Annotated in this window: 23 protein-coding genes; 13 read left to right on the forward strand and 10 right to left on the reverse strand. The window is 69.1% G+C overall.

Annotation, left to right across the window (positions count from 1 at the left end):
• The first annotated feature begins 30 nt into the window (after positions 1 to 30).
• Both ACIQF0_RS23380 and ACIQF0_RS23385 read left to right on the forward strand, forming a co-directional pair.
• Entirely contained in the window at positions 31 to 645 is a 615-nt protein-coding gene (locus ACIQF0_RS23380) for a ClpP family protease (RefSeq protein WP_401032499.1), read from the forward strand.
• Positions 642 to 1,232, forward strand: a complete 591-nt coding sequence (locus tag ACIQF0_RS23385) for a ClpP family protease (protein ID WP_401032500.1) — start codon at positions 642 to 644, stop codon at positions 1,230 to 1,232. The genes ACIQF0_RS23380 and ACIQF0_RS23385 overlap by 4 nt, the downstream gene beginning before the upstream one ends.
• On the opposite strand, the gene ACIQF0_RS23390 is transcribed toward ACIQF0_RS23385, so the two are convergent.
• Positions 1,229 to 1,585 carry a helix-turn-helix transcriptional regulator gene (locus tag ACIQF0_RS23390; protein WP_330273428.1) on the reverse strand — a complete coding sequence of 119 codons (357 nt, stop codon included), beginning with the start codon at positions 1,583 to 1,585 and terminating at the stop codon, positions 1,229 to 1,231. The genes ACIQF0_RS23385 and ACIQF0_RS23390 overlap by 4 nt on opposite strands.
• Before the next feature lie 142 nt (positions 1,586 to 1,727).
• On the opposite strand from ACIQF0_RS23390, the gene ACIQF0_RS23395 reads away from it, so the two are divergent.
• Positions 1,728 to 2,531, forward strand: coding sequence for a calcium-binding protein (locus ACIQF0_RS23395; protein ID WP_401032503.1), 804 nt, complete (start codon positions 1,728 to 1,730; stop codon positions 2,529 to 2,531).
• Positions 2,532 to 2,620: 89 nt separating this feature from the next.
• On the forward strand, positions 2,621 to 3,355 hold the full coding sequence (locus ACIQF0_RS23400; RefSeq protein WP_401032504.1) for a hypothetical protein: 735 nt from the start codon (positions 2,621 to 2,623) through the stop codon (positions 3,353 to 3,355).
• Here ACIQF0_RS23400 and ACIQF0_RS23405 read toward each other — a convergent pair.
• Complete coding sequence (locus tag ACIQF0_RS23405) at positions 3,327 to 6,311, reverse strand: BTAD domain-containing putative transcriptional regulator (RefSeq protein ID WP_401032506.1); 2,985 nt, start codon at positions 6,309 to 6,311, stop codon at positions 3,327 to 3,329. The genes ACIQF0_RS23400 and ACIQF0_RS23405 overlap by 29 nt on opposite strands.
• Before the next feature lie 110 nt (positions 6,312 to 6,421).
• Here ACIQF0_RS23405 and ACIQF0_RS23410 point away from each other — a divergent pair, with 110 nt between their 5' ends.
• Together ACIQF0_RS23410 and ACIQF0_RS23415 are read left to right on the forward strand one after the other, a co-directional pair.
• The gene (locus tag ACIQF0_RS23410; protein ID WP_401032508.1) at positions 6,422 to 7,213 is read left to right on the forward strand and encodes an SDR family NAD(P)-dependent oxidoreductase; all 792 of its coding nucleotides are present in this window, start codon (positions 6,422 to 6,424) and stop codon (positions 7,211 to 7,213) included.
• Between the two features lie 10 nt (positions 7,214 to 7,223).
• On the forward strand, positions 7,224 to 7,814 hold the full coding sequence (locus tag ACIQF0_RS23415; protein WP_401032509.1) for a TetR/AcrR family transcriptional regulator: 591 nt from the start codon (positions 7,224 to 7,226) through the stop codon (positions 7,812 to 7,814).
• Here the strand turns inward: ACIQF0_RS23415 and ACIQF0_RS23420 are convergent.
• From ACIQF0_RS23420 to ACIQF0_RS23430, 3 genes are read right to left on the reverse strand one after another with little or no spacing between them, the layout of a single operon-like run.
• Positions 7,811 to 9,307, reverse strand: a complete 1,497-nt coding sequence (locus ACIQF0_RS23420; RefSeq protein ID WP_360041307.1) for a tripartite tricarboxylate transporter permease — start codon at positions 9,305 to 9,307, stop codon at positions 7,811 to 7,813. The two genes, ACIQF0_RS23415 and ACIQF0_RS23420, sit on opposite strands and share 4 nt — an antisense overlap.
• Positions 9,300 to 9,791, reverse strand: a complete 492-nt coding sequence (locus ACIQF0_RS23425) for a tripartite tricarboxylate transporter TctB family protein (RefSeq protein ID WP_360041305.1) — start codon at positions 9,789 to 9,791, stop codon at positions 9,300 to 9,302. Before ACIQF0_RS23425 ends, ACIQF0_RS23420 begins: the two co-directional genes overlap by 8 nt.
• On the reverse strand, positions 9,788 to 10,738 hold the full coding sequence (locus ACIQF0_RS23430) for a Bug family tripartite tricarboxylate transporter substrate binding protein (protein ID WP_401032511.1): 951 nt from the start codon (positions 10,736 to 10,738) through the stop codon (positions 9,788 to 9,790). The genes ACIQF0_RS23425 and ACIQF0_RS23430 overlap by 4 nt, the downstream gene beginning before the upstream one ends.
• Positions 10,739 to 10,967: 229 nt before the next feature.
• Between ACIQF0_RS23430 and ACIQF0_RS23435 the strand changes: the two genes are divergently transcribed.
• Together ACIQF0_RS23435 and ACIQF0_RS23440 are read left to right on the forward strand one after the other, a co-directional pair.
• On the forward strand, positions 10,968 to 12,476 hold the full coding sequence (locus tag ACIQF0_RS23435; RefSeq protein WP_401032823.1) for an ATP-binding protein: 1,509 nt from the start codon (positions 10,968 to 10,970) through the stop codon (positions 12,474 to 12,476).
• Positions 12,473 to 13,144: a response regulator gene (locus tag ACIQF0_RS23440; protein WP_360041302.1), complete on the forward strand. Its 672-nt coding sequence runs from the start codon at positions 12,473 to 12,475 to the stop codon at positions 13,142 to 13,144. The genes ACIQF0_RS23435 and ACIQF0_RS23440 overlap by 4 nt, the downstream gene beginning before the upstream one ends.
• On the opposite strand, the gene ACIQF0_RS23445 is transcribed toward ACIQF0_RS23440, so the two are convergent.
• Positions 13,129 to 14,271 carry an FAD-dependent oxidoreductase gene (locus ACIQF0_RS23445; RefSeq protein ID WP_401032512.1) on the reverse strand — a complete coding sequence of 381 codons (1,143 nt, stop codon included), beginning with the start codon at positions 14,269 to 14,271 and terminating at the stop codon, positions 13,129 to 13,131. The two genes, ACIQF0_RS23440 and ACIQF0_RS23445, sit on opposite strands and share 16 nt — an antisense overlap.
• Entirely contained in the window at positions 14,271 to 14,858 is a 588-nt protein-coding gene (locus ACIQF0_RS23450; protein WP_360041296.1) for a PadR family transcriptional regulator, read from the reverse strand. The genes ACIQF0_RS23445 and ACIQF0_RS23450 overlap by 1 nt, the downstream gene beginning before the upstream one ends.
• A 146-nt stretch (positions 14,859 to 15,004) precedes the next feature.
• Between ACIQF0_RS23450 and ACIQF0_RS23455 the strand changes: the two genes are divergently transcribed.
• The 5 genes from ACIQF0_RS23455 to ACIQF0_RS23475 all read left to right on the forward strand — a co-directional run bounded on the left by ACIQF0_RS23455 (position 15,005) and on the right by ACIQF0_RS23475 (position 19,723).
• Positions 15,005 to 17,335 carry a chitinase C-terminal domain-containing protein gene (locus ACIQF0_RS23455; protein WP_401032515.1) on the forward strand — a complete coding sequence of 777 codons (2,331 nt, stop codon included), beginning with the start codon at positions 15,005 to 15,007 and terminating at the stop codon, positions 17,333 to 17,335.
• 92 nt (positions 17,336 to 17,427) lie between these two features.
• Entirely contained in the window at positions 17,428 to 17,958 is a 531-nt protein-coding gene (locus ACIQF0_RS23460) for a DUF4232 domain-containing protein (protein ID WP_401032517.1), read from the forward strand.
• Positions 17,955 to 18,428: a GNAT family N-acetyltransferase gene (locus ACIQF0_RS23465; protein WP_401032519.1), complete on the forward strand. Its 474-nt coding sequence runs from the start codon at positions 17,955 to 17,957 to the stop codon at positions 18,426 to 18,428. Before ACIQF0_RS23460 ends, ACIQF0_RS23465 begins: the two co-directional genes overlap by 4 nt.
• Before the next feature lie 58 nt (positions 18,429 to 18,486).
• Positions 18,487 to 19,095 carry a LysE family translocator gene (locus ACIQF0_RS23470; protein ID WP_401032521.1) on the forward strand — a complete coding sequence of 203 codons (609 nt, stop codon included), beginning with the start codon at positions 18,487 to 18,489 and terminating at the stop codon, positions 19,093 to 19,095.
• Positions 19,096 to 19,114: 19 nt separating this feature from the next.
• Entirely contained in the window at positions 19,115 to 19,723 is a 609-nt protein-coding gene (locus tag ACIQF0_RS23475) for a LysE family translocator (RefSeq protein WP_401032523.1), read from the forward strand.
• Here ACIQF0_RS23475 and ACIQF0_RS23480 read toward each other — a convergent pair.
• The 3 genes from ACIQF0_RS23480 to ACIQF0_RS23490 all read right to left on the reverse strand — a co-directional run bounded on the left by ACIQF0_RS23480 (position 19,720) and on the right by ACIQF0_RS23490 (position 25,689).
• Positions 19,720 to 21,885: an ATP-binding protein gene (locus tag ACIQF0_RS23480; RefSeq protein WP_401032524.1), complete on the reverse strand. Its 2,166-nt coding sequence runs from the start codon at positions 21,883 to 21,885 to the stop codon at positions 19,720 to 19,722. The genes ACIQF0_RS23475 and ACIQF0_RS23480 overlap by 4 nt on opposite strands.
• 64 nt (positions 21,886 to 21,949) lie before the next feature.
• Positions 21,950 to 24,400 carry a phosphatidylglycerol lysyltransferase domain-containing protein gene (locus ACIQF0_RS23485; RefSeq protein WP_401032526.1) on the reverse strand — a complete coding sequence of 817 codons (2,451 nt, stop codon included), beginning with the start codon at positions 24,398 to 24,400 and terminating at the stop codon, positions 21,950 to 21,952.
• Complete coding sequence (locus ACIQF0_RS23490) at positions 24,397 to 25,689, reverse strand: alpha/beta hydrolase-fold protein (protein WP_401032527.1); 1,293 nt, start codon at positions 25,687 to 25,689, stop codon at positions 24,397 to 24,399. The genes ACIQF0_RS23485 and ACIQF0_RS23490 overlap by 4 nt, the downstream gene beginning before the upstream one ends.
• Positions 25,690 to 25,704 lie beyond the last annotated feature (15 nt).

Raw genomic sequence — 25,704 nt, forward strand, 5'->3', positions numbered from 1 at the left:
CCGGCCGCGCCTCCCGGCATCGTCGGTGCCATGACGAACAGCGAGAAGCTCTTCAGCCCAGGGCTGCGGGAACGGTTCTTCGGTCAGCGGGTGCTGATTCTCGACGGCGCGCTCGACGACGACAACGGCACGGTGCTGGCCACGCAGATGTTGTCGCTGGCCAGTGAGGATCCGCGGCAGGACATCGCGTTGTGGATCAACTCGCCGGGTGGTTCGGTGCCGTCGATGCTGGCGATTCGTGACGTGATGCGGTTGGTGCCGTGTGATGTGGCGACGCTGGCGCTGGGGTTGGCCTGCAGTGCCGGGCAGTTCCTGTTGTCGGCGGGGGCGCCCGGCAAGCGGTTCGCGTTGCCGCACGCCCGGATCCTGATGCACCAGGGGAGTGCGGGCATCGGCGGGTCCGCCGTGGAGGTGGAGGTGCAGGCGGACGACCTGCGGCACACCCGTGACACGGTGCTCGGGCTGATCGCGGAGGACACCGGGCAGCCGTTCGACCGGATCTTCACCGACTCGCTGCACGACCGGTGGTTCACCACGGCGCAGGCGCTGGAGTACGGGTTCATCGATCACATCGTCAGCGACCTGGGCCAGGTCGTCCCCGTCCGCATGCACAAGCTGGGACTGCACTCGGGAGCCGTCGCATGAGCACCTACACCATTCCCAACGTCATCACGCGGGACGCTCGCGGCGAGCGGGTCATGGACGTCTACTCGCACCTGCTGTCCGAGCGGATCGTGTACCTGGGCACCGGCATCGACTCCGGTGTCGCCAACGCGTTGATCGCGCAGCTGTTCCACCTCGAAGCCGACAACCCCGACCTGGAGATCAACCTCTACATCAACTGCGAGGGCGGCGACCCGTCGGCGATGCTCGCGCTGTACGACACCATGCGCTACATCAAGGCGCCGGTCGCCACCACCTGTGTGGGGCAGGCGGTCGCGGCGGGCGCGGTGCTGCTGGCCGCGGGGGCGGAAGGGCGGCGGTCGGTGCTGCCGCACTCCAGGGTCGTGCTGCACCAGCCGGCGGCGCAGGGGCGGGGCACCATCCCGGACCTCATCCTCGCGGCGGACGAGGTGGTGCGGGTGCGGACGCAGCTGGAGGCGATCCTGGCCCGGCACACCGGCCGGACCGTGGCCGAACTGCGCCACGACACCGACCGGGACCGCGTGTTCGACGCGACGGGCGCGGTCGAGTACGGGCTGGTCGACCGCGTGCTGGACCAGCGCGGCTAGGCCGCGAAGGCCATCGCCACGGGACCGGAGGGGCGGCCCGTCGGGCGTGAGGTGTGGAAGTGGCTTCCGGGACGGAAACCGGGGGCGCGGAGGTTGCGGACCTGGCCGGCGATGCCGATCAGCAGATCGGCCAGGTCGATGCCGAGCGCTCCGGCGACCGCCGCGATCATCTCGCTCGACGGCTCCTTGCGGCCGCGTTCGATCTCGGACAGGTACTGCACCGAGATGCCCGCCCGGTCGGCCACGTCGACCAGCCGGTCGCCGCGTTCCTCCCTGGTCTCGCGAAGCTTCCGGCCCAGGGCTTCCCGCCACAGGGGCTCCGGGGTGCGCTTGAAGTCCAGGATCTCCGCCATGTCGTCATGGTGACAGCATCGGGACGGCCGCAAAGGGCCGTTCTGCTACGAGCAGAAAGACGGCCCTAAAACGACCCGAAGGTGACCGAAAGAGCGCTGAGCAGGCTGTTCCCCGCAAGGCAACGACCACCAAGGGGAGAACATGAGACTGCTCATCGGACTCGGCGCCGCGGCCCTCGCCGCGATCGCGATGCCCGCCGTCGCGCACGCCGCACCGCACACGACCGTCTACGTGCAGAACAACGTGCTGATCGTCGAGGCGGAGCCCGGCAAGACGAACAACATCACGGTCGGCCTGGACACCGCGCTGCACCGCCTCACCATCACCGACTCCGGTGACCTGCTGGCCGTCGGCGCCGGCTGCACGCTCAGCGGCGCCAACGTGAACTGCGTCTACGAGTCCGGTGCCACGAAGCTGATCACGTCGATCCAGATCCGGGCGAACGACCTCAACGACCGCGTCAACGTCGCCTACGACAACACCAACGCCGACGCGATGCCGGCCCACGTGTACGGCGAGGCGGGCAACGACGTCATCGAGACCCGCGCCAGGGGCACGATCAGCGGCGGCGACGGCGTCGACCAGCTTCGGCCCAAGCGCGGTGGCGTGAACGTCTACGGCGGCACCGGCATCGACCGCGTCGACTACAGCATCGGCAGCTCGCTGCACCCGAACTCCGGCGTCTCGGTCACCATCGGCTCCGGCACCGACGACGGCTACGACACGCTGGCGCTCAAGGACTACGTCGCGAGCGACGTGGAGAACCTGACCGGCACCAACTTCGTCGACCACTTGGTCGGCAACGCGCTCGCGAACAGCATCACGGCGTTGAACGGCAACGACCTCATCTGGGGCGCGGCCGGCAACGACACGCTCAACGGCGGCCTCGGCGTGGACACCTGCCTCGACGCCACCGACGGCGACGTCCTGGTCAGCTGTCCCTGACCTTAATGCGGCTTTAAGCGAGCGCGGCATCCTTCGGGTCCGCGGGCTGACCAGGCCCGCGGACCCGAAGGGGGATGAACGTGAAGGTGATGAGCACGGCCCTGCTCGTGCTGACTCTGACGAGTCCGGGCGTGGCGCAGGCGAGCACGGACGTCGTGACGGTGCAGGCCACCAGCGCGGCGACGTCGGCGGGCAAGACGGTCTCGGTCAGCTGCCCGAACGGCACGAAGGTCGTCGGCACGGGAGGCGCGGTGACCGGCGAGCGGACGACGATCACCCGCGTGCGCCCGAGTGACGACCTCACGAGCGCCGAGGTGACAGCGGTCGAGCACGGCGTGGGGACCGTGCTGCCGTGGACAGTGACGGTGCGGGCGACCTGTGCGCCAGGTGAGTTCACGCTGGTGTCCAAGAGCGGCACGAAGAACGCCGAGGCGACCTGCCCCAGCGCCAAGAAGGCGCTCGGCGTCGGTGGCGAGACCGCCGGCGGGCACTTCACGAAGATGGCGCCCAAGAGCAACCTCAAGAGCGGCCTGGTCGAGACGTCAGGGGACGGCGACGTCACGGCGCACGCGATCTGCGGCACCCGGCCGGGACTGGTGCTGCGCGGCGGCACCCCGACGGTCGTGGTCACCAAGACCGCCTCGAAGTCCGTTGCCTGCCAAGGCGACGAGCAGGTCGTGAGCGCCGGTGGCGCGGTCGGCGGCGGGATCATCGAGGACGTCACCCCGGCCGGCGCCGGCGCGACCGTCACCGGTGAGGGAACGGACGCGCAGGGCCAGGCCATCCGCTGGTCGATCACGCCCTACGTCGTGTGCTCCCAATGAAGACCCTGGGGTACGGGTGCGGGTCGACCTCGATCTCCCGCATCCGCGTGACGTAGGTCTGGTAGCTCCTCCGAGCCTCGCCATGACTCCCTGCCGCGGCGAGGACGCGCACCAGCATCAGGTGCGCTGGCTCGTCGTACGGGTCGCGTTCGAGCACGCGAAGGCAGTACCTGCTTGCCAGTGCGTGCTCCCCACCGGATTCGGCCCGTGCGGCGAGCACCGCCACCACCTGCAGGTAGATCAGCCGGGCCTCCTCGCGCAGCCGGGCCGCCCAGTCCTCGTACGGATCTTCTTCCAGGAAGTCGCCGTGGTACGCGGACTCGGCGGCCGCGAGCAGTGACTGCGCCTCGGACGAGTTCCGCTGTGCCGCAGCGAGTCCGGCCCGCGCGTCGGCCAGGAACGCGACCACGTCGACGGGCAGCACGTCCGGGTCGAGCCGGATCGCGTCCCCCTCGGCCACGATCCCCGTGCCCGCGCGCAACACACTGCGGGCCGTGGACAACGCCACCGCCAGCCGGTTCGCGACCTTCTCCGGTTCCTCGTCGGGCCACAGCAGGTTTCCCAGCGCCTCACGGGTGATCGGCCTCCCGCGCCGGGCGATGAGGATCTTCACCAGGTCCCTGGCCTTGCGCGACTGCCACGCGGCGGGCGGCAGCGGTTCGCCGTCGCGCAGCACCCGGAACCCGCCCAGCGTCTGGATGAACAACGCCGGCCTGGCCGCTTTCCGGCACGTCTCGGCGACGGACGCGGCGGCTTCGACGAGCACACGGGCACCCAGATCCGCGGCCTGCTGCCGTGCCTCCAAAGCCAGCTGTTCTCCCGCCGCGCCACCGATCAACGCCGCTTGAGCCGTGCGCACCCGGACCTCGCCGAGCGGGTTGCCGATCTCACGCCACAACGTCAGCGCCTGGTCCAGCAGCACCGGGTCGCGTTCCAGCACTCCCCGCAACCGCAACGACCGCGCGAACCCCGCCCGGTCGCCACGCCGGGTCGCGATCTCCGCCGCCTCCTGGCACAGGCCCTTGTCGTGGTCGAGCCACCCCAGCACGAGCAGCGCCGCCACGCTTTCCCCCAGCTCCAACGCCTTGCGGGCGTGCTCCCGCGCCAGGTCGGGATCGTCGTCCGAGAACAACTCGGCGAGCCCCACATGAGCGAGAACCAGGTGCGGCACGGTGTTCTTGGCCGCCGCGAGCCGAAGCGCCTCGTGCAACGCGAACGCCGCCAGCGCACGGTCGCCGCGCAACCGGTGCACCTCGCCCAGGTAGACCAGCGGTGCCGCCGCGAGCCAGCTCCCCGCCTGGTCGAAAACCTTCTGCGCGGCGTGGAAATCGGCCGCGGCCTCGTCCAGCCTGCCGAGTCCGAGCAACGCCTCACCGCGGTTGTGCAGCCCGATCGCCCGGTAGGTGGCGAACCCGGTGACGTCCGCGAGCGGCAGCATCTCCTCGATCTCCCGCAACGCCGCCCCGTGCTCACCCGCCTCGACGTGGTGCGACGCGCGGTTCGAGCGGACGCGGATGACACCGAGCACGTCGCCGGCCTTCTGCGCATGATCCAAGGCGAGGTCGTAGTGCTCGGTCAGTTCGTCGCGTTTTCCCTGCGCCGCGGCCACCATCGCGAGGACGGTGTGCGCGGTGCCCATTCCGCCGTCACTGGTGGCGATCTCCAGCGCGGCAACAGCCTTCCCCGCAGCCGACTCCAGATCTCCCAACGCCCAGTGCGCACTCGCGGCGGTGCTCAGCAGCATCGACTCCGCCGCGGGATCGGCGCCGTCCGGCACGTACTCGTCGCAGATCTTGAGCGCGTCCTGCGGCCCGCCGCGCAGGTGCTGGATCCACGCCATCCGCCAGGCCAGCTCGGCGGTGAGGCCGTCCGCGGTGGCCTGGGTGAACCGGTCCGCCGCAGGCAACCATTCTCCGCGCAACTGGTGCGCGACGCCTTCGAGCTGCCAGACCTCGGCTGTGCGTTCTTCCTCTGGCACAAGGCTTGTCGCGGTCAGCACGGCGTCCGCGCCACGAGTTCGCAACACCTCGCCGAGCAACGCCGTGACACCGGGCCAGTCTTCCAGCGCCGCAAGGGAATCCACCGCGCGGACGTACTCGCCCCGGGAGGTGAACCACCGGGCTGCCGCCGCGTGCACCCCCACTGCCGGTTCCAAGAACTCCCGCGCCAGCGGCACGAGCGCGAACCACCCCGGTTCGGCCCGGACGTGTTCGACGAACAGCCCGCGCCGGGCCAGATCGGGCAGGATCACCGCGGCCTTCTGGTGTCCCAGCGAGGTCAGCAGATCGATGGTGAACCGATCGAACGCGGCCGCGGTCCTGAGCAGCTCGCGGGTCTGGAGTGGTTCTCTGCCAACGACTTCGTCCACCAGATCGCCGAGCTCCTCGACGGTTCCCGTCTCCGCCACCAGTCGCACCGCGATCGGCCATCCGCCGGTGACGTCGTGCACGTCGTGCCCGGCGACCACACCCGTCTCCTCCGTCGTGAACGCGAGCTGTGCCGCGGTGATCTCGGTCAGCTCGCCGTCGACCTTCAGGCGCCGCAACGAGAACGGCGCGGGCGTCCGTCCGGACAGCACCAGCCGCGCACTCGGCGGAAGCTGAAGGCACAGCGCCTCCAGCAGCTGAACGGCCGAATCCTCTTGTCTCAGCACATGAATGTCGTCCAGGACGATCAGCACGTCCTCTGGCCAGGCGTCGGCCAGCAGACCGGCGAGGGCGTGCGCGCGACCGGACTCGTCCTCTCCGGACACCGACGGCACGCCGGCCCACCCGGCTGCCAGGGCGGCCGCCATCGGCTGCACCAGCCGATGGCCTTCCTGGCAGGTGTGCCACACGACCGGGCGGTCGGTGCGCGCTTGGGTCAGAAGTGTCGTTTTGCCGTACCCGGCGGGGGCGACGAGCGTCGTGAGCCTCGTCGCGCAGAGCAGCCCTTCGAGCCGGGGCCGCCGGATCACCGTTGTCCTCCCACGCCCCAAGATCGTCGCTCCTCCGGCAACGTTACGGATGAATTCGGGCAGATAAAGACAGGTTGGCAGTGACTGCCAGGCAGGCGTACGGTGTCGGCATGGGAGTCGACTTCAGGAAGCAGACGGTGCTGGTCACCGGGGCGAGTTCGGGCATCGGCGCGGAGTTCGCGCGGCGGCTGGCGGCACGGGGATCGAGCCTCGTGCTGGTCGCGCGCCGCAAGGACAGGCTGGAGGAACTGGCCGAACAGCTGCGGGCGGCGCACGGCGTGACCGTGCACGTCGTGGCCGCGGACCTCGCCCAGCCGGGCGTCGGCGAGCGGCTGGCGGCGGAGGTCGCCGGGTTCGGCGTCACCAGCGTCATCAACAACGCCGGGTTCGGGAACTTCAGGGCGTTCCACGAGGAGGAGCCCGAGCGGTTGCGGCAGGAGGTCGCGGTCGACGTCAACGCCGTCGTCGAGATCAGCAGGGCGTTCATCGAGTCGTTGCGCGCCAACGGTCACGGTTTCCTCGTGAACGTGGCGAGCATGGCGGCCTACCAGGCGACGCCCTGGTCGTCGGTCTACGGTGCGACGAAGGCGTTCGTGGTGAGCTTCACCGAGGGCCTGTGGGTCGAGTCGCGCGGCACGGGCCTGCGCGTCATGGTGCTGTCACCCGGTGCGACCCGAACCGAGTTCTTCGAGGTCGCCGGCAGCGAGGACATGACGGGAGGCCTGCGGATGCAGACCTCCGGCGAGGTGGTCGAGACCGCGATGCGCGCGCTGGACCGCCGCGTCACGCCGGTCGGGGTCATCTCGGGCCGGATGAACCGCGTGCTGGCGTTCGCCGGGCGTCACCTGACTTCCCGCGCGATGGGCGCGCGGATGATCGGGCGGATGGTGCAGCGCGGATAGAGTGGGGCTCATGGAGAAGCCGGCGACGTTGTGGGACCGGTCGCGTCAGGCCGTGGTCGCCGAGATCGTCGACACGGCCCTGGCCCTGTTCGCGGAACAGGGCTACGAGGCGACCACGATGGCCCAGGTCGCCACGAGGGCGGGCGTCTCGCAACGCTCGTTGTTCCGCTACTTCGGCACCAAGGAAGACCTGGTCTGCGGTGAGCAGGACGCGCTGGGCGAGCTGCTGGTCGCGACCGTCGAGGCCCAGGACCCCGAGATGTCCACCTGGGACGCTCTGCGGGCCGGGTTCACCACGCTGCTCACCGCGGGCAACCACACCCCGCAGCGGGTGCTGGAGATCTCCGGGCTGATCTTCACCAACCCGTCGCTGCACTCCAGGTATCTGGAGAAGCGGCTGAGGTGGCAGCGCTCGCTCGTGCCCGCGATCGAGAAGCGGATGGGCATCGAGTCCGGCGAGATCCCGGACGCCCGCGCGGTGGGTGTCATCGCGACGGTGTTCGCGTGCGTCGACGCCGCGTCAGAGCTGTGGGTCCGCCACGGCGGCAAGGCTGATGCGTTCGAGCTGTACGAACAAGCACTTGCCGCCGTGCGCGGTTAGACCGTCACTTCAGACTTCTTGCGGCGCAACCGAAGCACCACAGCCACCACCAGCAGCACGACCAGGATGGTGTAGGCGACCGCCGCGAACGGGCTGCTCACCAACGCGCCGAGGTTGCCCTCGCTGATCTGCAGGGTGCGCCGGACCTGCTCCTCCGCCATCGGCCCGAGGATCAGGCCGACGACCAGCGGTGCGACCGGATAACCGTGGCGCCGCATGAAGAAGCCGATCACACCGATGATCAGCAGCACGATCAGGTCGTCCACGACGAAGTTCACCGCGTAGGTGCCCAGCGCCGCGAACAGCAGGATGCCCGCGTAGAGGTACGGCCGCGGGATCTGCAGCACCTTCACCCAGATCTTCACCAGCGGCAGGTTCAGCACCAGCAGCATCACGTTGCCGATGTACAGCGACGCGATCAGCGCCCAGACCATCGGGCCGTTGTTGGTGAACAGCAACGGCCCCGGCTGGATGCCGTAGCTCTGGAACGCCGCCACGATCACCGCGGCCGTCGCGGTCGTGGGAAGCCCGAGGGTCAGCAACGGCACCAGAACGCCTGCCGCGGCGGCGTTGTTGGCCGCCTCCGGACCCGCCACGCCCTCGATCGCGCCCTTGCCGAACTCCTCCGGCCGTTTCGCGAGCTTCTTCTCCGCCGCGTACGACAGGAACGTCGACACATCCGCACCACCGGCCGGCACGGTGCCGATCGGGAACCCGATGAACGTGCCGCGCAGCCACGGTTTCCACGAGCGCGACCAGAACTCGCGCGTCATCCACTTGCCGCCGATCGGCACGACCTCGATCGGCCCGTGCCGCAGCCGCGACGCCACGTACAGCGCCTCGCCGACCGCGAACACACCGACCGCCACCACGACCACGTCGATCCCGTCGGCCAGCGTCGCCACCCCGAGGGTGAAGCGCTGCTGCCCGGACAACGTGTCGGTGCCGACGAGACCGATGAACAGACCGAGTCCCAACGACGCGAGGCCGCGCACGGGGGAGGACCCGAGCAGTGCCGCCACGGTCGTGAACGCCACGACCATCAACGCCACGTAGTCCGCCGGGCCGAGCTGCACCGCGACGTCCGCGATGGTCGGCGCCAGGAGGGTGAGCAGCACCGTGGCGATCGTGCCCGCCACGAACGACCCGATCGCCGCCGTCGCCAGAGCCGCCGCGCCCCGGCCGGCCTTGGCCATCTTGTTGCCCTCTAAGGCAGTGACGATGGACGCCGACTCGCCCGGGGTGTTGAGCAGGATCGACGTCGTCGAGCCGCCGTACATGCCGCCGTAGTAGATGCCCGCGAAGATGATCAGAGCGGCGGTGGGTTCCAGCGTGTAGGTCAACGGCAGCAGCAACGCCACCGTCATCGCCGGTCCGATGCCCGGCAGCACGCCGACGGCGGTGCCGAGCGTGACGCCCAGCAACGCGTACAGCAGGTACTCGGGCTGCGCGGCGGTCGCGAAACCCTCCAGCAGCATGGTGATGCTATCCATCGAGGAACGGCACCCCTTCGAAGATCCCGGCCGGCAGCGAGAGGCCCAGGCCGTACGCGAACACGACCTGCACGACGAGCGCCAGCACGATCGCGATGGGCAGTGCCTTCCACCAGATCGCGCCCAGCGACCAGGCGGCGCCGAAGAACAGCAGCGCCGCCGCGACCGGCCAGCCGACCAGGTCGATCAGCACCAGGTGCGCGATCAGCACGGCCACCAGCTTGCCCACGGTGACCCAGTCGGTGCGGACGTTCTCGTCGACGTCCTCACCCTCCTCGGCCTGGCCGAGCTTTCCGCGGGCGGTCGCGATGATGGCCGCGATGCCCGTCACGACGAGCAGAATTCCCACGGCGTAAGGGAACGCGCGTGGTCCTACGGCGTTGTCGTCACGTGCGGCGATCGTGCCCGCGTCGATCAGGGTGAAGACCCCGATCGACGCGACCAGACCGCCGAACGCGTACTCCTCGATTTTTGCGGCAATCACTTCACGAGCCCGATGTCCTGCAGTGCGGGCTTCACACGCCCGATCTCCTTGGCCATGAACGTGGAGAACTCGGAGCCGGTCAGGAACGTGTCCGTCCAGCCCTTCTTGGACAGCTCGTCCTTCCACTGCTGGCTCGCGTGCATGTCGGTGACGAGCTTGGTGAGGCGGGTCTTGGCCTCGGCCGTGATCGACGCGGGCGCCACGACGCCGCGCCAGTTGATCAGCTCGACGCCCAGGTCCTTGAACGTCGGCACGTTCAGCTCGGGGACCGGGTTCGGGCCGGACGTGCCCAGTGCGCGCAGCTTGCCCGCCTTGATCTGCTCCTTGTACTCGCCGATGCCGGAGATGCCCGCGTCGACCTTCTTGCCCAGCAACGCCGCCAGCGACTCGCCACCGCCGGAGTACGGCACGTAGTTCAGCTTGGACGGGTCGATGTTCTTCGCCTTGAGCAGCATCCCGGCGAGGATGTGGTCGGTGCCGCCGGCCGAACCGCCGGTGATCGAGACGCCCTTGCCCTTCTCGTTCACCGCGGCCAGCAGGTCGTCGATCGTCTTGTGCGGCGAGTCCGCGGGCACCACGACGACCTCGTCCTCGGCAGTCAGCCGCGCGATCGGCGTCGTCTCCTCCAGCCGGGCCTGCGACGCGTTGGTCTCCACCGCGCCGACCATGACCAGGCCGGTGATCATCAGGAACGACTCGGAACGCTCGTTGAGGAGCTTCTGCAGGCCGACCGTGCCGCCGGCGCCGCCGACGTTCGTGACCTGCACGGAGTTCGCGAGCTTCGCCCCGCTCACCGCGGACTGCATGGCCCGCGCCGTCTGGTCCCAGCCGCCACCGGGGTCGGCGGGCGCCATGATCTCCAGCTTCGCGATGGAGTCACCGCCGCTCGCGCTCTTCGCCCCCTGACCGCACCCCGCGAGCACCAGTCCGGCGGCAGCGACCGCCACCGCTCGTCTCCATGCCGTACCCATCGAGTTACTCCTCGCTTCGTTGCGAACTGTGGGCGGGGACGCTAGGTAACTGGTGGGCGCCTCGTAAGGGTTAGGTCGTAAGTTCCGTATTGGTCGTTTAGTTCGTGACCTGTTTCACAGCTGATGCGTCAGAATTCCATCCATGTTCCGTCGGTCGGTCTCGTTTGGAGCCTTGCTACTGGCATTGCAGGTGGTCATCGTGCTGATGACGACCTGTGCCGCTGGTCTGCTCGCCGCCAAACTGCAGAGCGACCGAATCCGCGACTCCTACAAGGACCGGATGCTGTCGGTCGCGGAGAGCGTGGCGCGGCTACCCACGGTCATCGAGGCCTTCGACTCCGTTGACCCGCCCGCGACGATCCAGCCGTTGGCCGAACTGATCCGCAAGGCGTCCAACGTGACGTACGTGGTGGTCACCGACCACAACGGCGTCCGCTACGCCCACCCCGACCCGAAGCGCATCGGCGAGCGCGTGTCGACAGACCCGAGCACGGCGCTGTCCGGTGAGGTCTTCGTCGGCACGGAGACGGGCACGCTCGGCACGTCGTTGCGCGCCAAGGTTCCGGTGCGAGCGGTGAACGGCCGGATCATCGGCATGGCCTCGGTCGGCATCTTGGAGAGCCAGCTGTCCGCCGACCTCGCCGAGGACCTGCCGGAGCTGATCGGCTGGCTAGCCGCCGCCGCGCTGGTCGGCGTGCTCGGCGCCGCGTTGATCACGCAGCACGTGCGCCGGCGGACGTTCCGGCTCGAACCCGCCGAGATCGAGCAGCTGCTGAAGACCAGGGACGCGATGCTGCACGGCATCCGCGAAGGCGTGGTCGCCGTGGACGACCAGGAGAAGCTGGCACTGGTCAACGACGAGGCCATGCGGCTGCTGGGCCTGGCGGAGAACCCGAGCGGGCGGCCGGCTTCGGAGGTTCTCGACGACGGCCTGCTCGACCTGGCGCGCGGGGACGACGACGTCGCGGACCGGTTGGTGCTGGCAGGCGAACGGGTTCTGGTCGCGAACCGGATGACGGCCAAGACGGACGACCGCGCGGTCGGCGTCGTGCTGACGTTGCGCGATCGGACCGAGTTGCACGACGCGTTGCGCGAGCTCGACGGCCAGCGCACCGTCACCGAGGTGCTGCGGGCTCAGGCCCACGAATTCTCGAACCACCTGCACGTCATCGGCGGTCTGCTGGACCTCGATCGCGGTCCCGACGCCGTCGCCTACATCGAACGGGTCGGTGGCGCCGGGTCGGTCACGGCCGACATCATCGACGGAGCGAACGCGGATCCTGCGCTGGCGGCCCTGTTGCTGGCAAAATCCTCCACCGCGCACGAACGAGGTGTGGAGCTCCGGCTCGATCCCGGCAGCTCCGTCGACATTCGTGCGGGCGATGACGCGTTGACCGTGCTGGGAAACCTGGTCGACAACGCGGTCGACGCCGTGGAGACCGGTGGAACCGTGCGGGTGCTGGTGCGTTCGTCGGTGAGCGGAGTGCGGGTGGTCGTGGACGACGACGGGCCGGGAGTGGCCGAGTCGCAACGTGGCCGCATCTTCGACCTGGGCGTGAGTTCGAAGGACGTCCAGGGCGCGCACGGCAGAGGAATAGGTCTTGCATTGGTGTCGAGGGTGGTGACCCGGCGCAGCGGCCGGGTCGCGATCACCGACTCGGAACTCGGTGGCGCGTCGTTCGACGTGTGGCTGCCGGAAACGGGGAACCGATGAGCGTGCGAACGCTCGTGGTCGATGACGACTTCGCCGTGGCGGCGATCCACCGCGGGTTCCTGGAGGCGATGCCCGAGTTCGAGGTCGTCGGCGAGGCGCATCGCGGCGGAGAGGCGTTGCGGGCCGTGGAGGCGTTGCGGCCCGACCTGGTGCTGCTCGACATCCACCTGCCCGACATGTCCGGGCTGGACGTGCTGTCGCGGCTGCGCGCTCGCAGCGGGCCGCCGGTCGACGTCATCGCCGTGACGGCGGCGCGCGAACGGGAGACCGTGCGGCAGGCCATGTCCCGCGGCGTGGACAACTACCTGGTGAAGCCGTTCACGCGCACGGCGTTCCTCGACCGGATGCGGGAGTACCTCGCCCAGCGCACCGAGGTCCAGAGGCTGGGGCAGGTGCTGGACCAGGACGAGGTCGACTCGCTGATGCACCACCGGCCGCGCACCCCGGCCATGCCCAAGGGCTTGTCCGCCGTGACGTTGCGGCTGGTGACGGAAGCGTTGCGGGACAGCCAGAACGATCTCTCGGCCCAGGAGGTCGGGGATCGGGCGGGACTGTCCCGCGTGAGCGCGCGCCGCTATCTGGAGCACCTGGTGACCATGGGCAAGGCGGAGGTGCAGCCGCGGTACGGCATGGCGAACCGCCCGGCGCACGGCTACCGGCTGACCTGAGCGTTCCAGTCGATGCGGTAGTTCTGGTCCTTCGTGAACGCCTTGGCGCCGAAGGTCTTCACCACGAGCGGCATGAGCAGCCGGGTGATCGGGCCGATGCCGCGCTTGTTGCTGTTGGTGCGGGCCGCGCGTGCCGCGATCGCCTCGACGCGTGGACGCCGGAGCCGTTCGTAGGTCGCGAAAGCCTCTGCCAGGTCAGGGATGTCGCGCAGGCAGCGGGCCAGTTGCACCGCCGACTCGGCCGCCAGTGACGCGCCCTGACCGGAACTGGCGCTCGGCGCGTGGGCGGAGTCGCCGACGAGCACCATGCGGTCGCGGTGCCAGCGCGGGACGCTCGGCATGATCTCCAGCGGGCCGCCGCCGACGATGGTGCTGCTGTGCGCGAGGAGTTGCTTCGCCGGCATGTCGTCCCCGTAGGCCACCCGCAACCGGTCCAGCCAGGTGGCGGCGGGGACCGCGTCCATCTCGGCCGTCGTCAGCGGCTCGGGGACCGCGAGGTTGTTGAACCACGCGACGGTGCCGTCCGGTTGTTCCCAGTAGCCGAGGAACGAGCTGCCGAACACGAAGTACATCGTTTCCGGATCGCCGTGCACGCCGCTGTTCTCCGCGTACGAGCCGAATCCCAGCAGACCGACGTACTCGGGTTCCGGAGCGCTCGGATCGATGATCTTGCGGACCTCGGAACGGATGCCGTCGGCACCGATCAGCACGTCACCCGACTCGCTGGAGCCGTCCGAGAACGTTGCCGTGACACCGTTTTCGTGGGTTTCCACGTCGACCAGGCGCTTGCCGTACTCCACCTTGACCCGCTGGGCGACCGTCAGCTCGCGCAGTCGTTGGTACAGCTCGGCCCGCGTCACGACCCGGCTGGTGCCGCCGGTGACGCGCCCGAGCGTTCTGCCCTGCGAGTCGGCCATCACCATGTGGCGCAAGGGATCGCCGAAGTCCGATTCCAGTCCCACGATCTTCAGCGCCGCGAGGCCGTTGGGTGCCACGGTCAACATGCCGCCCACACCGTCCGCGGTCGTGTCGTACGCCTCGAAGACCACCGCGTCCATGCCGGCCTTCTGCAGGGCCAGCGCGGTGACCGGGCCAGCGATGCCGCCCCCGATGACTAAAGCCTTCATCATTCCCTCCCGAAGATTTCCCGCCACAAGTGCTGGTACTCGGCTTTCGCCAGTTCCCCCGTGAGCTTCTCGACCAGCCGCAGTTCGGCCTCCAGCAACGACATCCGGTACTCCTCCTCGACGAGGAAGATCCACTGGACGCCGTCGGCGGTCGCCTTGCCGACCATCGCGCGCGTCTCGTCGAGGTCCTTCGTCAGCGCGTCGGCACGTGCCTTCAGCAGCTCGACGGACTCCACCGGGTCCAGCACCGAGATGAGCGACAACGCCACGCCGAACTGCGGGTACTCGTGCGCCGGGTCGCGGACGAGCTCGCGCATCCAGTCGTGCAGCTCGTCGCGTCCGGTGTCGGTCAGCGCGTAGATCGTGCGTTCGGGCCGTTGGGTGTCCTTGACGGTCTCCTGCTCGGCGACGAACCCGGCCTTCCGCAGCTGCTCGACGACCATGTAGAGCGAGCCGCGGTTGAACTTGATGTTGCGGTCCTTGCCGGTGTCCTTGAGTTGTTTGCCCAGCTCGTAGGGGTGCATGGGGCCCATCACGAGATGTGCCAGCACCGCCAGCGCCAGCGGGTTCGACACCTTGCGCCGCATGCGTCCTCCTTGGTTGATGTCGACTATCCGACTCTAACTAGTCGATGTCAACCATTTCTCTGATTGGTCTATACCTCGTATTGACCGGTCCGTTTCCCGGTCCCAGACTGAGTGACACAGGCCGCCTCCCTGCAAGGAGGTTCGGCATGTGCCTCTCCAGAAAGATCCTCCCGCTCCTCGCGGCCCTGGTGACCCTCGCGGGTCTCCTTGCGGTCGCCCTCGTCAGCCCGGCGCCGTCGCAGGCCGCAGGACACGAGGACTGCCGACCGGACGGTCTGTACCGCACGCCCGGCGTCGACACCCCGTACTGCACGGTCTACGACACCGCCGGCCGTGAGCTGATGGGGGACAAGACCCGCCGCGTGATCGGGTACTTCACCAGCTGGCGCACCGGGAAGAACGGCGCGCCCGCCTATCTGGCGAACAACATCCCGTGGACCAAGATCACGCACATCAACTACGCGTTCGCGGGCATCGGCACGGACAACAGGATCTCGGTCGGCCCGGCGGGCGCCGGCAACGCGTCGACCGGCATGGAGTGGCCAGGAGTTCCCGGTGCCGAGATGGATCCCGCCCTGTCCTACAAGGGGCACTTCAACCTGCTGACCAAGTACAAGAAGCAGTACCCGAACGTGAAGACGCTGATCTCGATCGGCGGCTGGGCGGAGTCGGGCGGGATCCTGAACCCGGACGGCACCCGCAACGCCACGGGTGGCTTCTACAGGCTCGCCCAGTCGCAGGCGTCGATCAACACGTTCGCCGACTCGGTCGTGACCTTCTTGCGCACCTACGGTTTCAACGGCGCGGACATCGACTACGAGTACGCCACGTCCAACAACTACGCCGGAAACCCCGACGACTTCTGGATCTCCAACGCCAACCGCGGCACGTTGTGGGCGGGCTACGAGAACCTGATGCGGACGTTGCGCGACAAGCTCGACCGTGCCGGAGCGGCCGACGGCAAGCACTACCTGCTGACCGCCGCGGTTCCGGCGTCCGGCTGGTTGTTGCGAGGCCAGGAGACCTACGGCGTCACGCGGTACCTCGACTACCTCAACATGATGAGCTACGACCTGCACGGCGCGTGGAACCACTTCGTGGGCCCGAACGCGGCGCTCTACGACAACGGCCAGGACGCGGAACTGGCGCACTGGCAGGTGTACACGACACCGCAGTACGACGGGCAGGGCTATCTCAACACCGACTGGGCCTATCACTACTTCCGCGGCGCGATGCAGGCCGGCCGCATCAACATCGGCGTCGGCTTCTACACCCGCGGCTGGAGAGGTGTCACCGGTGGCACGAACGGCATGTGGGGCCGCGCCGCCCTGCCCGACCAGGCGCAGTGCCCACCCGGCACCGGCGGAACCGTCGGGTCGACCGTTCCTTGCGGCAACGGCGCCGTCGGCATCGACAACCTCTGGCACGACGACCTCAACGGCATGGAGGTGCCGTCGGGCGTGAACCCCATGTGGCACGCCATGAACCTGCAGAACGGCATCACGCCGGACTACCTCACGAAGTACGGCCTCGACCCGGTCAACGACCCCGACGACCGCGTCACCGGCACGTACTCCCGCAACTACAACAGCACGATGGTGACGCCGTGGCTGTGGAACAGCACCAAGAGCGTCTTCCTGTCCACTGAGGACGACGTGTCCATCGCCGCCAAGACCAGCTACGTCACCAGCAAGGGCCTCGGAGGCATCATGATCTGGGAACTGGCCGGCGACTACGCCTACGACAGCGCCAAGTCCCAGTACTACATCGGCGACACGCTCATCTCGAAGATCGACGAAGGCCTGCGCGGCGCCGCTCCCTACGGCGCGTCGAAGGCCGGCCGCACCATGCCCTCGTCCGTGCTGAACGTCAACGTGGGCGTGTCCGGATTCGCCCTGGGTGACGCCAACTACCCGATCAACCCGACCATGCGGATCACCAACAACTCCACCACGACGATCCCCGGCGGCACCCGCGTCGAGTTCGACTACGGCACCAGCGCCCCCGGCAGCATGACCGACCAGTCCGGCTTCGGCCTCTCCGTCGCGACCCGCGGCCACAGCGGCCCGAACGTCGGCGGCCTGCGCGGCGACTTCCAGCACGTCGTCGTGACGCTGCCGAGCTGGCAGACCATCGCACCGGGCGCCTCGGTCGACGTCCGGCTGAACTACTACATGCCGATCGCGTCGCCGTCGAACTTCACGTTCACCTTCGGTGGCACCAGTTACGCCATCGCCGGCGACCTGCCGCGCGGTTCCGGCACCCCGCCGACGTCGACCACCACCTCGACCACGACGTCCACAACCACCACGACCACTACTTCGAACCCAGGTGGGTCCGCCTGGGCGCCGTACGTCACCTACGCGACCGGGGCGCTGGTGACTCACGGCGGTTCGAACTACCGCTGCCGGCAGGGCCACACCTCGTTGCCCGGCTGGGAACCGCCGAACGTCCCGGCCTTGTGGGAACGCGCGTAGCCGAATCCACAGTGGAGGGCCGGCTCCCGTGCCGGTCCTCCGTTTGTGAAGGTTTCGGCGGACCCTCTCCGTTCTGTGGCAGCATCGGTCGCATGAGATCTGGGGGCAGAATTCTGGTCGTGTTCGCCGCGCTCGTCGGCCTGGTCGCGTGCGGAACGGGCGCGCAGGCGACGGAAGCTCCGTCGTGCGACACCGGGCTGCGGTTCACCACGAACGTCACGAGCGCGGCCATGGGCCTGCGGGTGATGTCCGTCGAGGTGGCCAACTGCGGTGCGGAACCGGTGCAGCTCAACGGGTATCCGCAGGTCAGGTTGTTCGGTGAGGAGCGGGAGCCGTTGGACGTCGAGATCCTCGACGGGTCGGGCGGCATCGCGTCGCTCGACGGCTTCGACGACGCGCCGCAGCCGATCACGGTGCCGCCCGGTGAGAGTGCGAAGAGCGCGTTCGTCTGGCGGAACACGCACGCGTCGGTCGACCCGCCGCTGGTCGGCAAGTACGTCGACATGGCGGCCGCGCCGGGTGGCACGTGGCAGCCGCTGGTCGCGACGACGCCGGAGGGACACATCCTCGTCGACCTGGGCAGCACTGGACGTTTGGGTGTTCGCGCCTGGTACCGCCAGTGACGGAGATCAGGCGCGCCACCTCGGACGACGCCGCCGCGGTGGCCCGGATCTGGTATCCGGGCTGGTGCGACGCGCACCTCGGCAACGTGCCGCAGCGGCTCGTCGACGCGCGTCCGGAGGAGACCTTCGAGCCACGCGCGCTGGAGCACGTCGAGCACACCACGGTCGCGACGGTGAACGGCGAGGTCGCCGGGTTCGTGATGGTGATCGGGGACGAGGTCGAGCAGGTCTACGTCTCCGCCGATCATCGCGGATCCGGTGTCGCGAAGGCACTTCTGGCCGCTGCCGAGAGCGAGGTGGCGGTGAACGGGCACTCGCACGCATGGCTCGCCGTCGTCGCCGGGAACGCGCGGGCGCGCCGGTTCTACGAACGGCAGGGTTGGACGGACGAAGGCCTGTTCGACCACCGGGCACCGCATCCGGACGGGCCGATCCCGGTTCCGGCGCACCGCTACACCAAGCCCGTGTGATCGTGTCGGGTGTGTTAAATCTTCTGGTGGCGCTGGACTTCCGTGTTCTCATGGCGGCATGTCGACCACCGCGCTCCTGAGCTTCACCTTCGTCGCGCTGCTGACCGTCATCACACCGGGCCTGGAGACCCTGCTGGTGCTGCGGACGGCGTTGCTGGTCGGCCGCCGTGCCGCGATGGCGGTCGTGGTGGGCAGCACGCTGGGATGCCTGGTGTGGGCGACCGCCGGACTGGTCGGCCTGACGGCGTTGCTGCAGGCGTTCGAACTGGCCTACGACATCGTGCGCTGGCTCGGCGCCGGGTACCTGATCTACCTGGGTGTCAAGGCGTTGTGGAACTCGAGGCGCCCGGTCGAGATCGACGAACCCGCCCCGGTGCCGTCGGTGCGCGCGGCCATCCGGGTGGGGCTGCTGACGAACCTGCTCAACCCGAAGCCGGGCGTCTTCTACATCTCGTTGCTGCCCCAGTTCCTGCCCGTCGGCCAGCCCGCGTGGGGCGGCGTGCTCGTGGCCATCCACCTCGGCATCGGGCTGGTGTGGTTCCCGATCCTGATCACGGCGGCCGGCCGGGCCCGTGCTTTCCTGCTGCGGCAACGGCTCCTGCTGGACCGCCTGTCCGCTTCAGCGCTGATCGCGTTCGGCTTGAAAACCGCCGTGGACGCGCGCTGACGTGTGATCTGATGTTCTCATGACGACCGCCGCACTCCTGAGCTTCTCGCTCGTCGCGCTGCTCACCGTCCTCACGCCCGGCCTGGACACGGTGATGGTGTTGCGCACGGCGTTGCTGAGCGGCAAACGCGCGGCGATGGGCGTGGTTCTCGGCATCACGCTCGGATGCCTCGTCTGGGGCGTGGCGAGCCTGGCGGGCTTGACGGCGCTGTTGCAGGCGTCCGAACTGGCCTACGACATCGTGCGCTGGCTCGGCGCCGGGTACCTGATCTACCTGGGTGCCAAGGCTTTGTGGAACTCACGCAAGGCCATGGAGCTGAAGGACTCGCGCCCGGTGCCGGGCGCCGGGGCGTCGCTGCGGGTCGGGCTGCTGACGAACCTGCTCAACCCCAAGGTCGGCGTGTTCTACCTGTCGTTGCTGCCGCAGTTCATGCCCGCCGGTCAGCCCGCGTGGGGTGCGGCGCTCGTCGCGATCCACCTCGGACTCGGCCTGGTGTGGCTGCCGATCCTGATCGCGGTGGCCGGCCGCGCCCGTGCTTTCCTGCTGCGTCAGCAGGTTCTGCTGGACCGGCTGACGGCGTCGGTGTTCGTCGCGCTCGGACTGAAGCTGGCGTTCGAGGCGCGTTAACGCTCACCGCTGGCCGAACGGTGCCAGGCCGCGAGCGCCATCCTGTTCGGCAGCCCCAGCTTCACGCGGATGTTGACCACCTGCCGGTCCGCCGTCCGCGGCGAGATGTACAGCCGTGCCGCGATCTGCTTCGACGTGAACCCGTCCGCGACCAGACCGGCGATCGTGAACTCCTGCCTGGTCAGGCCGCCGGGCAGCAGCGGCTTCGCCGGCCGGCGTTCGGAGTCCGGCACCGGTTCGAGCGCGAACGCCATCACCTGCTCGGGCCTCAGGTCGGCGCCGAGCGTCGTGATCACCTGGTAGTCGTCGCCGAGCGAGCGGCGGACGGTGCGGTCGGCGCGATCCAGCAGCCGGTGGAACGGGTTCATGCCGCTGAACGAGATCCGCGCGACCCGTTCCTGCGACCGCAGCGCGCCGAGCAGCCGTGCCGCGCGGTCGTTCGCTCCGAGTTCGGCGCATGTGCAGGCGAGCAGCCACAGGCTGAACGGGGCGCTCCAGGTGTCGCCGAGCGTCAGCTGAATCCGCAACGCCTGGATCACCAGCGGATGCACCTGCGCCGGATCGCCGTGCAGCAGTTCGTAGAGACCGCGATGCCACAGACCCCAGGCGTGCGCCCAGCTCACGCCGTTGCTCTCCGCCTGCCTCGCCAACGCCGTGGTGGCCTTGTCCGCGGCCTCGGCGTCCAGCAGGAAGCACGCGGCCATCGCGTGCATCAGTTCGGTGATGTAGGTGTCGCCCGGCGACGAGTGCTCCCGGCACAACTCCACGACGTGCGCGTACAACGGCACGCAGTCCGGAGAGCCCTCCACGAAGAAGAGATGCGTCGCTTCGGCGAGAACCAGGTGCACGTCGGTGATCGGTAACCGCGGTAACGCGCGTGCCTCGCTCATCAACGGGAACGCCGCCGCCGAGTCGCCCCTAACCTGAGCCATGTACGCGCAGTGCGCCAGCAGCGACGTCCGCAGCGGGGCGTCAGTGATCACCTCGCGGGCGGCCGTGAGCAGGTCCCACGCCTGGCCGAGCATGCCCGCGAACGACGTGAAACGCGCCCGCTGCACGTTCATCGCCACGGCCGCACCGGCAGCGGCCAGATCAGGGGTCCGCAGCGCGTGCCCGACCGCCGCACGGATGTTCGGCCACTCCTCCCAGAGCCTGCCCATCCACCGCGCTTCGCCGGGGGAGAACCACGAGCGGGCGGCCTCGTCCACGAACTCGCTGTAGTGCACCGCGTGGCGACGTGACGGCTCGTCCGCGTCCGTCAGCAGACGCGCACCGAACTGCGACACGGTGTCCAGCAACCGATAGCGGGTCTCGCCGGTGACCGGGCTCGTCGCCGTCGCCACGATCGATCGGAGAACCAGCGCGGACAACGGCTTCAGCACGTCCGCGCCCGTCACCGCCTCGGCCGCGGCGAGGTCGAAGTCCGCGGGGAACACCGACAACCGCGCCCACAACCGGCGTTCCTCGTCCGTGCACTGCTTCGCAGACCATTCGAGCACCTGCTCCAGCGTCGCGGGTTCGGGGTGCTGAAGTACCTCGGACAGCACCACGTCGCCTGGCCGCGCGGCCAGGAGTTCGATCGCGAGCGGCAGCCCGTCCACCGCCTGGCACAACGCGGTGACGTCGGCCAGGTCCGGCGCCGCCTCCGCCCGTTCCCGGAACAGCAGCACCGCGTCGTCCACGCTCAGCGGCGGAACCCGCAGCAGATGTTCGCCGTAGACGCCGAGCGGCTCCCGCGAGGTCGCGAGGATCGTCAGCCCCTCGCAGTCGCGCAACAGGTGGTGCACGAGATGCCGGACCGCCTCCAGCAGGTGCTCGCAGTTGTCCAGGACGAGCAGCAAGTGCTTGTCGTACAACGACTCCACCAGCCGGCCGAGCCCGGCCTCCGGTGCGTTGTCGACGATTCGCAGCTCGGTCGCCACCGTGCGGGCCAGCGCCGCCGGGTCCCTGAGGTCCCCGAGCCGCACTCGCCAGGCCCCGTGCTGGAACGACTGCGCCAGCGCACGCCCGGTCTCCACGGCGATCCGGGTCTTGCCGACCCCGCCCGGTCCCGCCAGCGTGACCAGCCGTGCCCGGCCGAGGTGCGCCTCGGTGTCGGCGAGCACGGCTCGGCGGCCGATGAACGTCGTGGTCTGGGCAGGCAGATTGCCCCGCACGGTCATCGGCGCATCTTCGCCTAGCAGCGCGGAAGTGTGCCGAAGAGGATCTCCTCACCACCCTTTCGGACTAGCGAGTTCGACCAGGCGTGGTCACGCGCTCGCGGGTCCGGATGATCATCTTGCTCGCGAGCCGAAGTCCCTGCCGTGCGTTGAGGTGCGGGAGGTACGCGCGGCTCACCGCGTTCGCGATGCGCGGCAGTGCCGCCGAGTCCGGATACGCCATGAACATCGGCTGATAGGTCGGCTGGAACTTCGCCTTGAACGCGAACAGCGAGCGGAACCCGTACACCGGCTCCAGCACCTGCCCGGTGAAGTCCAGGACGCGCTGCAACGCCCGCGGTCGCTCGCCCCGGTCCAGCCGGGCGAGCGGTGCCCCGGACAGGCTCAGGAACCGCGCTCCCTCGGCCTGGAGCTGTTGTGCCGCCGAGGCGATCAGGAACTCCATCGAGCCGCGGAAGCCGTGCGTGCGGCGGCGCATGAAGTCGAGCGTCCACCCGACGACCTCGCCGTCCGCGTACACCGGCAGCCAGCTCGTGATGCCGTGCACGGTGCGGTCGCCGTCCACCGCCAGCAGGCAGCGCACGCCGTCGCCGGCCAGTTCTTCCAGGCCGCCCAGCGTGAAGCCCATCTCCGGCAGGCCCTTGTCCGCCACCCACTCCGCCGAGATCGAACGGATCTGGTCCGTGATCGCGTACGGCGCGTCGGCGTACGTGCACCACTCGGCGGTGATGCCGGCCTTGGCGGCCTTGTTCAACGCCGTGCGCACGTCCTGCCACTTCTTGCCGGTGAAGCTCAGCTGGTCCAGTTCGATCATCGTGTCCTCGGCGACCTGCACCGCGGACCACCCGAGGCTCTCCACCGCGGCCCGCGTCTCGGCGCCCACGCTGTAGAGACACGGCGTCCAGCCGTTCTGCGCGCAGAACTCCGCGAACCCGCGCACGGCGTCCACCCGCGCCGGACCGATCGGATCGCCGACCGTCAGCGCGATGGTCGCCACCACGCGGTACGCGATGGCCGTCTCACCGTCCGGCGTGAACCAGTACTGGTTGCCGCGCCACGTCGTCATGTACGACAACGACGAACCGCCGTGCCGCTGCATCAGTTCGCGGGCGTGCGTCGCCGCTTCCTCGCACGACGACGGCCACGTCCGCCACGACGCCATCAGCAGACCGGCCAGCACGATCAGCCAGAACACCACGCCCGTGTACTCGAACAGCAGCGCGCCGACGAACCCGTCGGCGGAGAACTGCAGCGGCACCAGGTCGAGGTAGCCGGGCGGCAGGAACCGCGTCGGCAGGTCCGCGAGCAGCGCGCCGAACCCCGGCTCCGGCGTGAACTGGTCGCGGACCAGGTACCCGCCGAAGACGTACAGCGCCGACAGCAACGCCACGCTGATCGCCGTGAACCGCCAGAACTTCACCACGGCATGCCGAGGTAGACGCACGTCGAAGTGCTTGCGCGTCAACAACAACACCACGATGATCGCGAGCGGTGCCAGCATCGGCACCCCGAACGAGACCGACAGCTCCAGCAGACTGGCGTCCGGGTACTGCGCGACGTACACGACGTACGAACCGATGAACGCCGCGAACGCCACGTTGAACACCAGCGCCGCCCGCCACGCGAACCGCCGTCCGCGCCGCAGTCCTTCCGCCAACACGAGCAGCAACAACGCCGGCAGCAGCGACATCACGAGCGCGGGGAACCGGCCGTACGACAGCTGAACCACCATCGTCCGGCACAGCTCGACCATGTCGGACGAGCACACCGCGTCGACGTCCTCCTGCGACGGCTGAGCGACCGCCACGACATCAGCGAACCACCAGAGCGGTCCGTTCGGGTACGGCGACATCATCGACACCACCGGCCCGAGCGCCGACGCCGCGAGCAGCAACGCCACCAGCACCCGCGTCTCCTGCAGCGAACGCGCCTTCTGCACAGGCCCGTTCTTCAGGAACAACGCCCCGATCAGCAACCCGGCCACGCCACCGGACAGTCGGAGCAGGTCTTCAAGCCAACCTGACCACAGTGTGAGGACCAGCACCGACAAGATCATCATCAGCCGGACGCGGCGCCTCCACAACGGCGGCATCCGGAACGTCAGCGCGAGCACGAGCCCGACCCCGCCGATCGACGGCCCTGCCGCGACCTCGCCCACGAGCGACTCGAGCCAGCCGAAGTGCAGGTCGCGTCCGATCAGCACCAGCCCGAGCCCCAGGAACGAGCCGAGCACGTGCGTGGCCAGGAAGATCGCCGCGGTCCGCGCCGCGCCGAACGAGCGCTCGGCCAGCGGTCCGGCGACGAGCAGCAGGACGGTGGTGGCGACGTAGCCCAGCAGGTCCATCGACCACAGCGCCGAGCTGAGAACGGTCCACAACGGACTTCCGGTGCCGAACCCGGTGCGCGCGAGCAGGTCGTCGCTCGCGCCGGTGATCGCACCGGTCAGCGCGCCGACCGTCCAGAAGACGATGAGGAACGCGCAGGTCAGCGGCGCGGTGCGGAACAGTCTGGCGATCATCTGACCAGTCCTGTCCGCTGCGCGAGCCACGGCAGAGTGGTGTAGAGGCCCGGCCGCCAGACGTTCCAGTCGTGTCCTCCCGGTAGTTCCTTCCACTGCACGTCCATTCCGGCCCTGCGACAGGCCTCGAACACCTCGAGTCCCGCCGGGCGGTACTGGCCGTCGTCCTTGCCGGCCACGATCACGCCCGAGGTCTGCGGGAACTGCTGCTTGGCGAGGACGTCCAGCGGGTTGACGCGGACGAACGCCGCCTCGTCACCGCCGAACGCGGCTTTGACCGTCTCGGCGCGCGTGCCGAGCGTGGGCTCGCGCTGGCCGGACAGGTCGATGAAGTTGCCGTACACGTCAGGCGCGCGCACTGCGAGCTGCAGCGAGCACGTGCCGCCGTGTGAAAGGCCCGCGACCGTCCACGCTTCACGGCGTTCGTCGACCGTGAGGCGTTCTTTGATCCACTTGGGCACGTCGCGGGTCAGGTACGTCTCCGCCTGGCCCAGCTTCGAGTCGAGGCACAGCGGGTTCGCCGTGAGGGAGCCGATGGAGTCGGGCATGACGACGATCGGCGCGAGACCTTTGTGGGCGCGCGCGAACTCGTCCATGTTGTCGGAGATCCGGCCGGCGTCGTACCAGTCGCGCGGGGAGCCCGGCTGGCCCGCCAGCAGGACCAGCACCGGCAGCCGCGGACGGGGTTTCGCGGCGTACGCGGGCGGCAGGTAGATCCACGCCGGACGCGTCTTCATCGCGCCGGGGATCTCGATCTCGGACAGCGTGCCCTTGTCCGGCACGCCGGCGCCGGTCCAGACGTCGGCCAGCTTCTTGCCGGCGGGCAGGTCGAGCACGTCCGCGACCGGAACGCTGTCCGGCAGGTCGACGCTCGGGTTGTTGAACACCTCCAGCGCGGCCCGTGAGGTCGGGTACAGCCCGTAGTGCGCGTTCGTGGCCGTTAGTGCGCTTGAGATGACGACTACGGCGGCGATGACGGTGAACACACGTCCGTACCACCGCGACGGCCGTAGCCTCGCCACGGCGAGACTGATGGCCACGAGTGCCGCGCCCAGCCACACCATCAGGATGATCGGCATCGGCTCCGGCCACGGTTTCCACACGTTGTTGATCACGAGCGTCAGCCCGGTCACCACGAGCGCGCACGCCAGCACGACGATCGGCAGCACTCGGACCCACCAGGTCCGGTTCTTCCGAATTGCCAGGTACGTGAGAGCGAGCGCGGCCGCGACCGTGGCGGCCTTGGGGATCGGTCCATTTATCAGGGACAGATCCAACGGGCTGAGCATGCTCCACATACTTCA

It is taken from the genome of Lentzea sp. NPDC092896 (assembly GCF_044754905.1).
GTDB lineage: Bacteria > Actinomycetota > Actinomycetes > Mycobacteriales > Pseudonocardiaceae > Lentzea.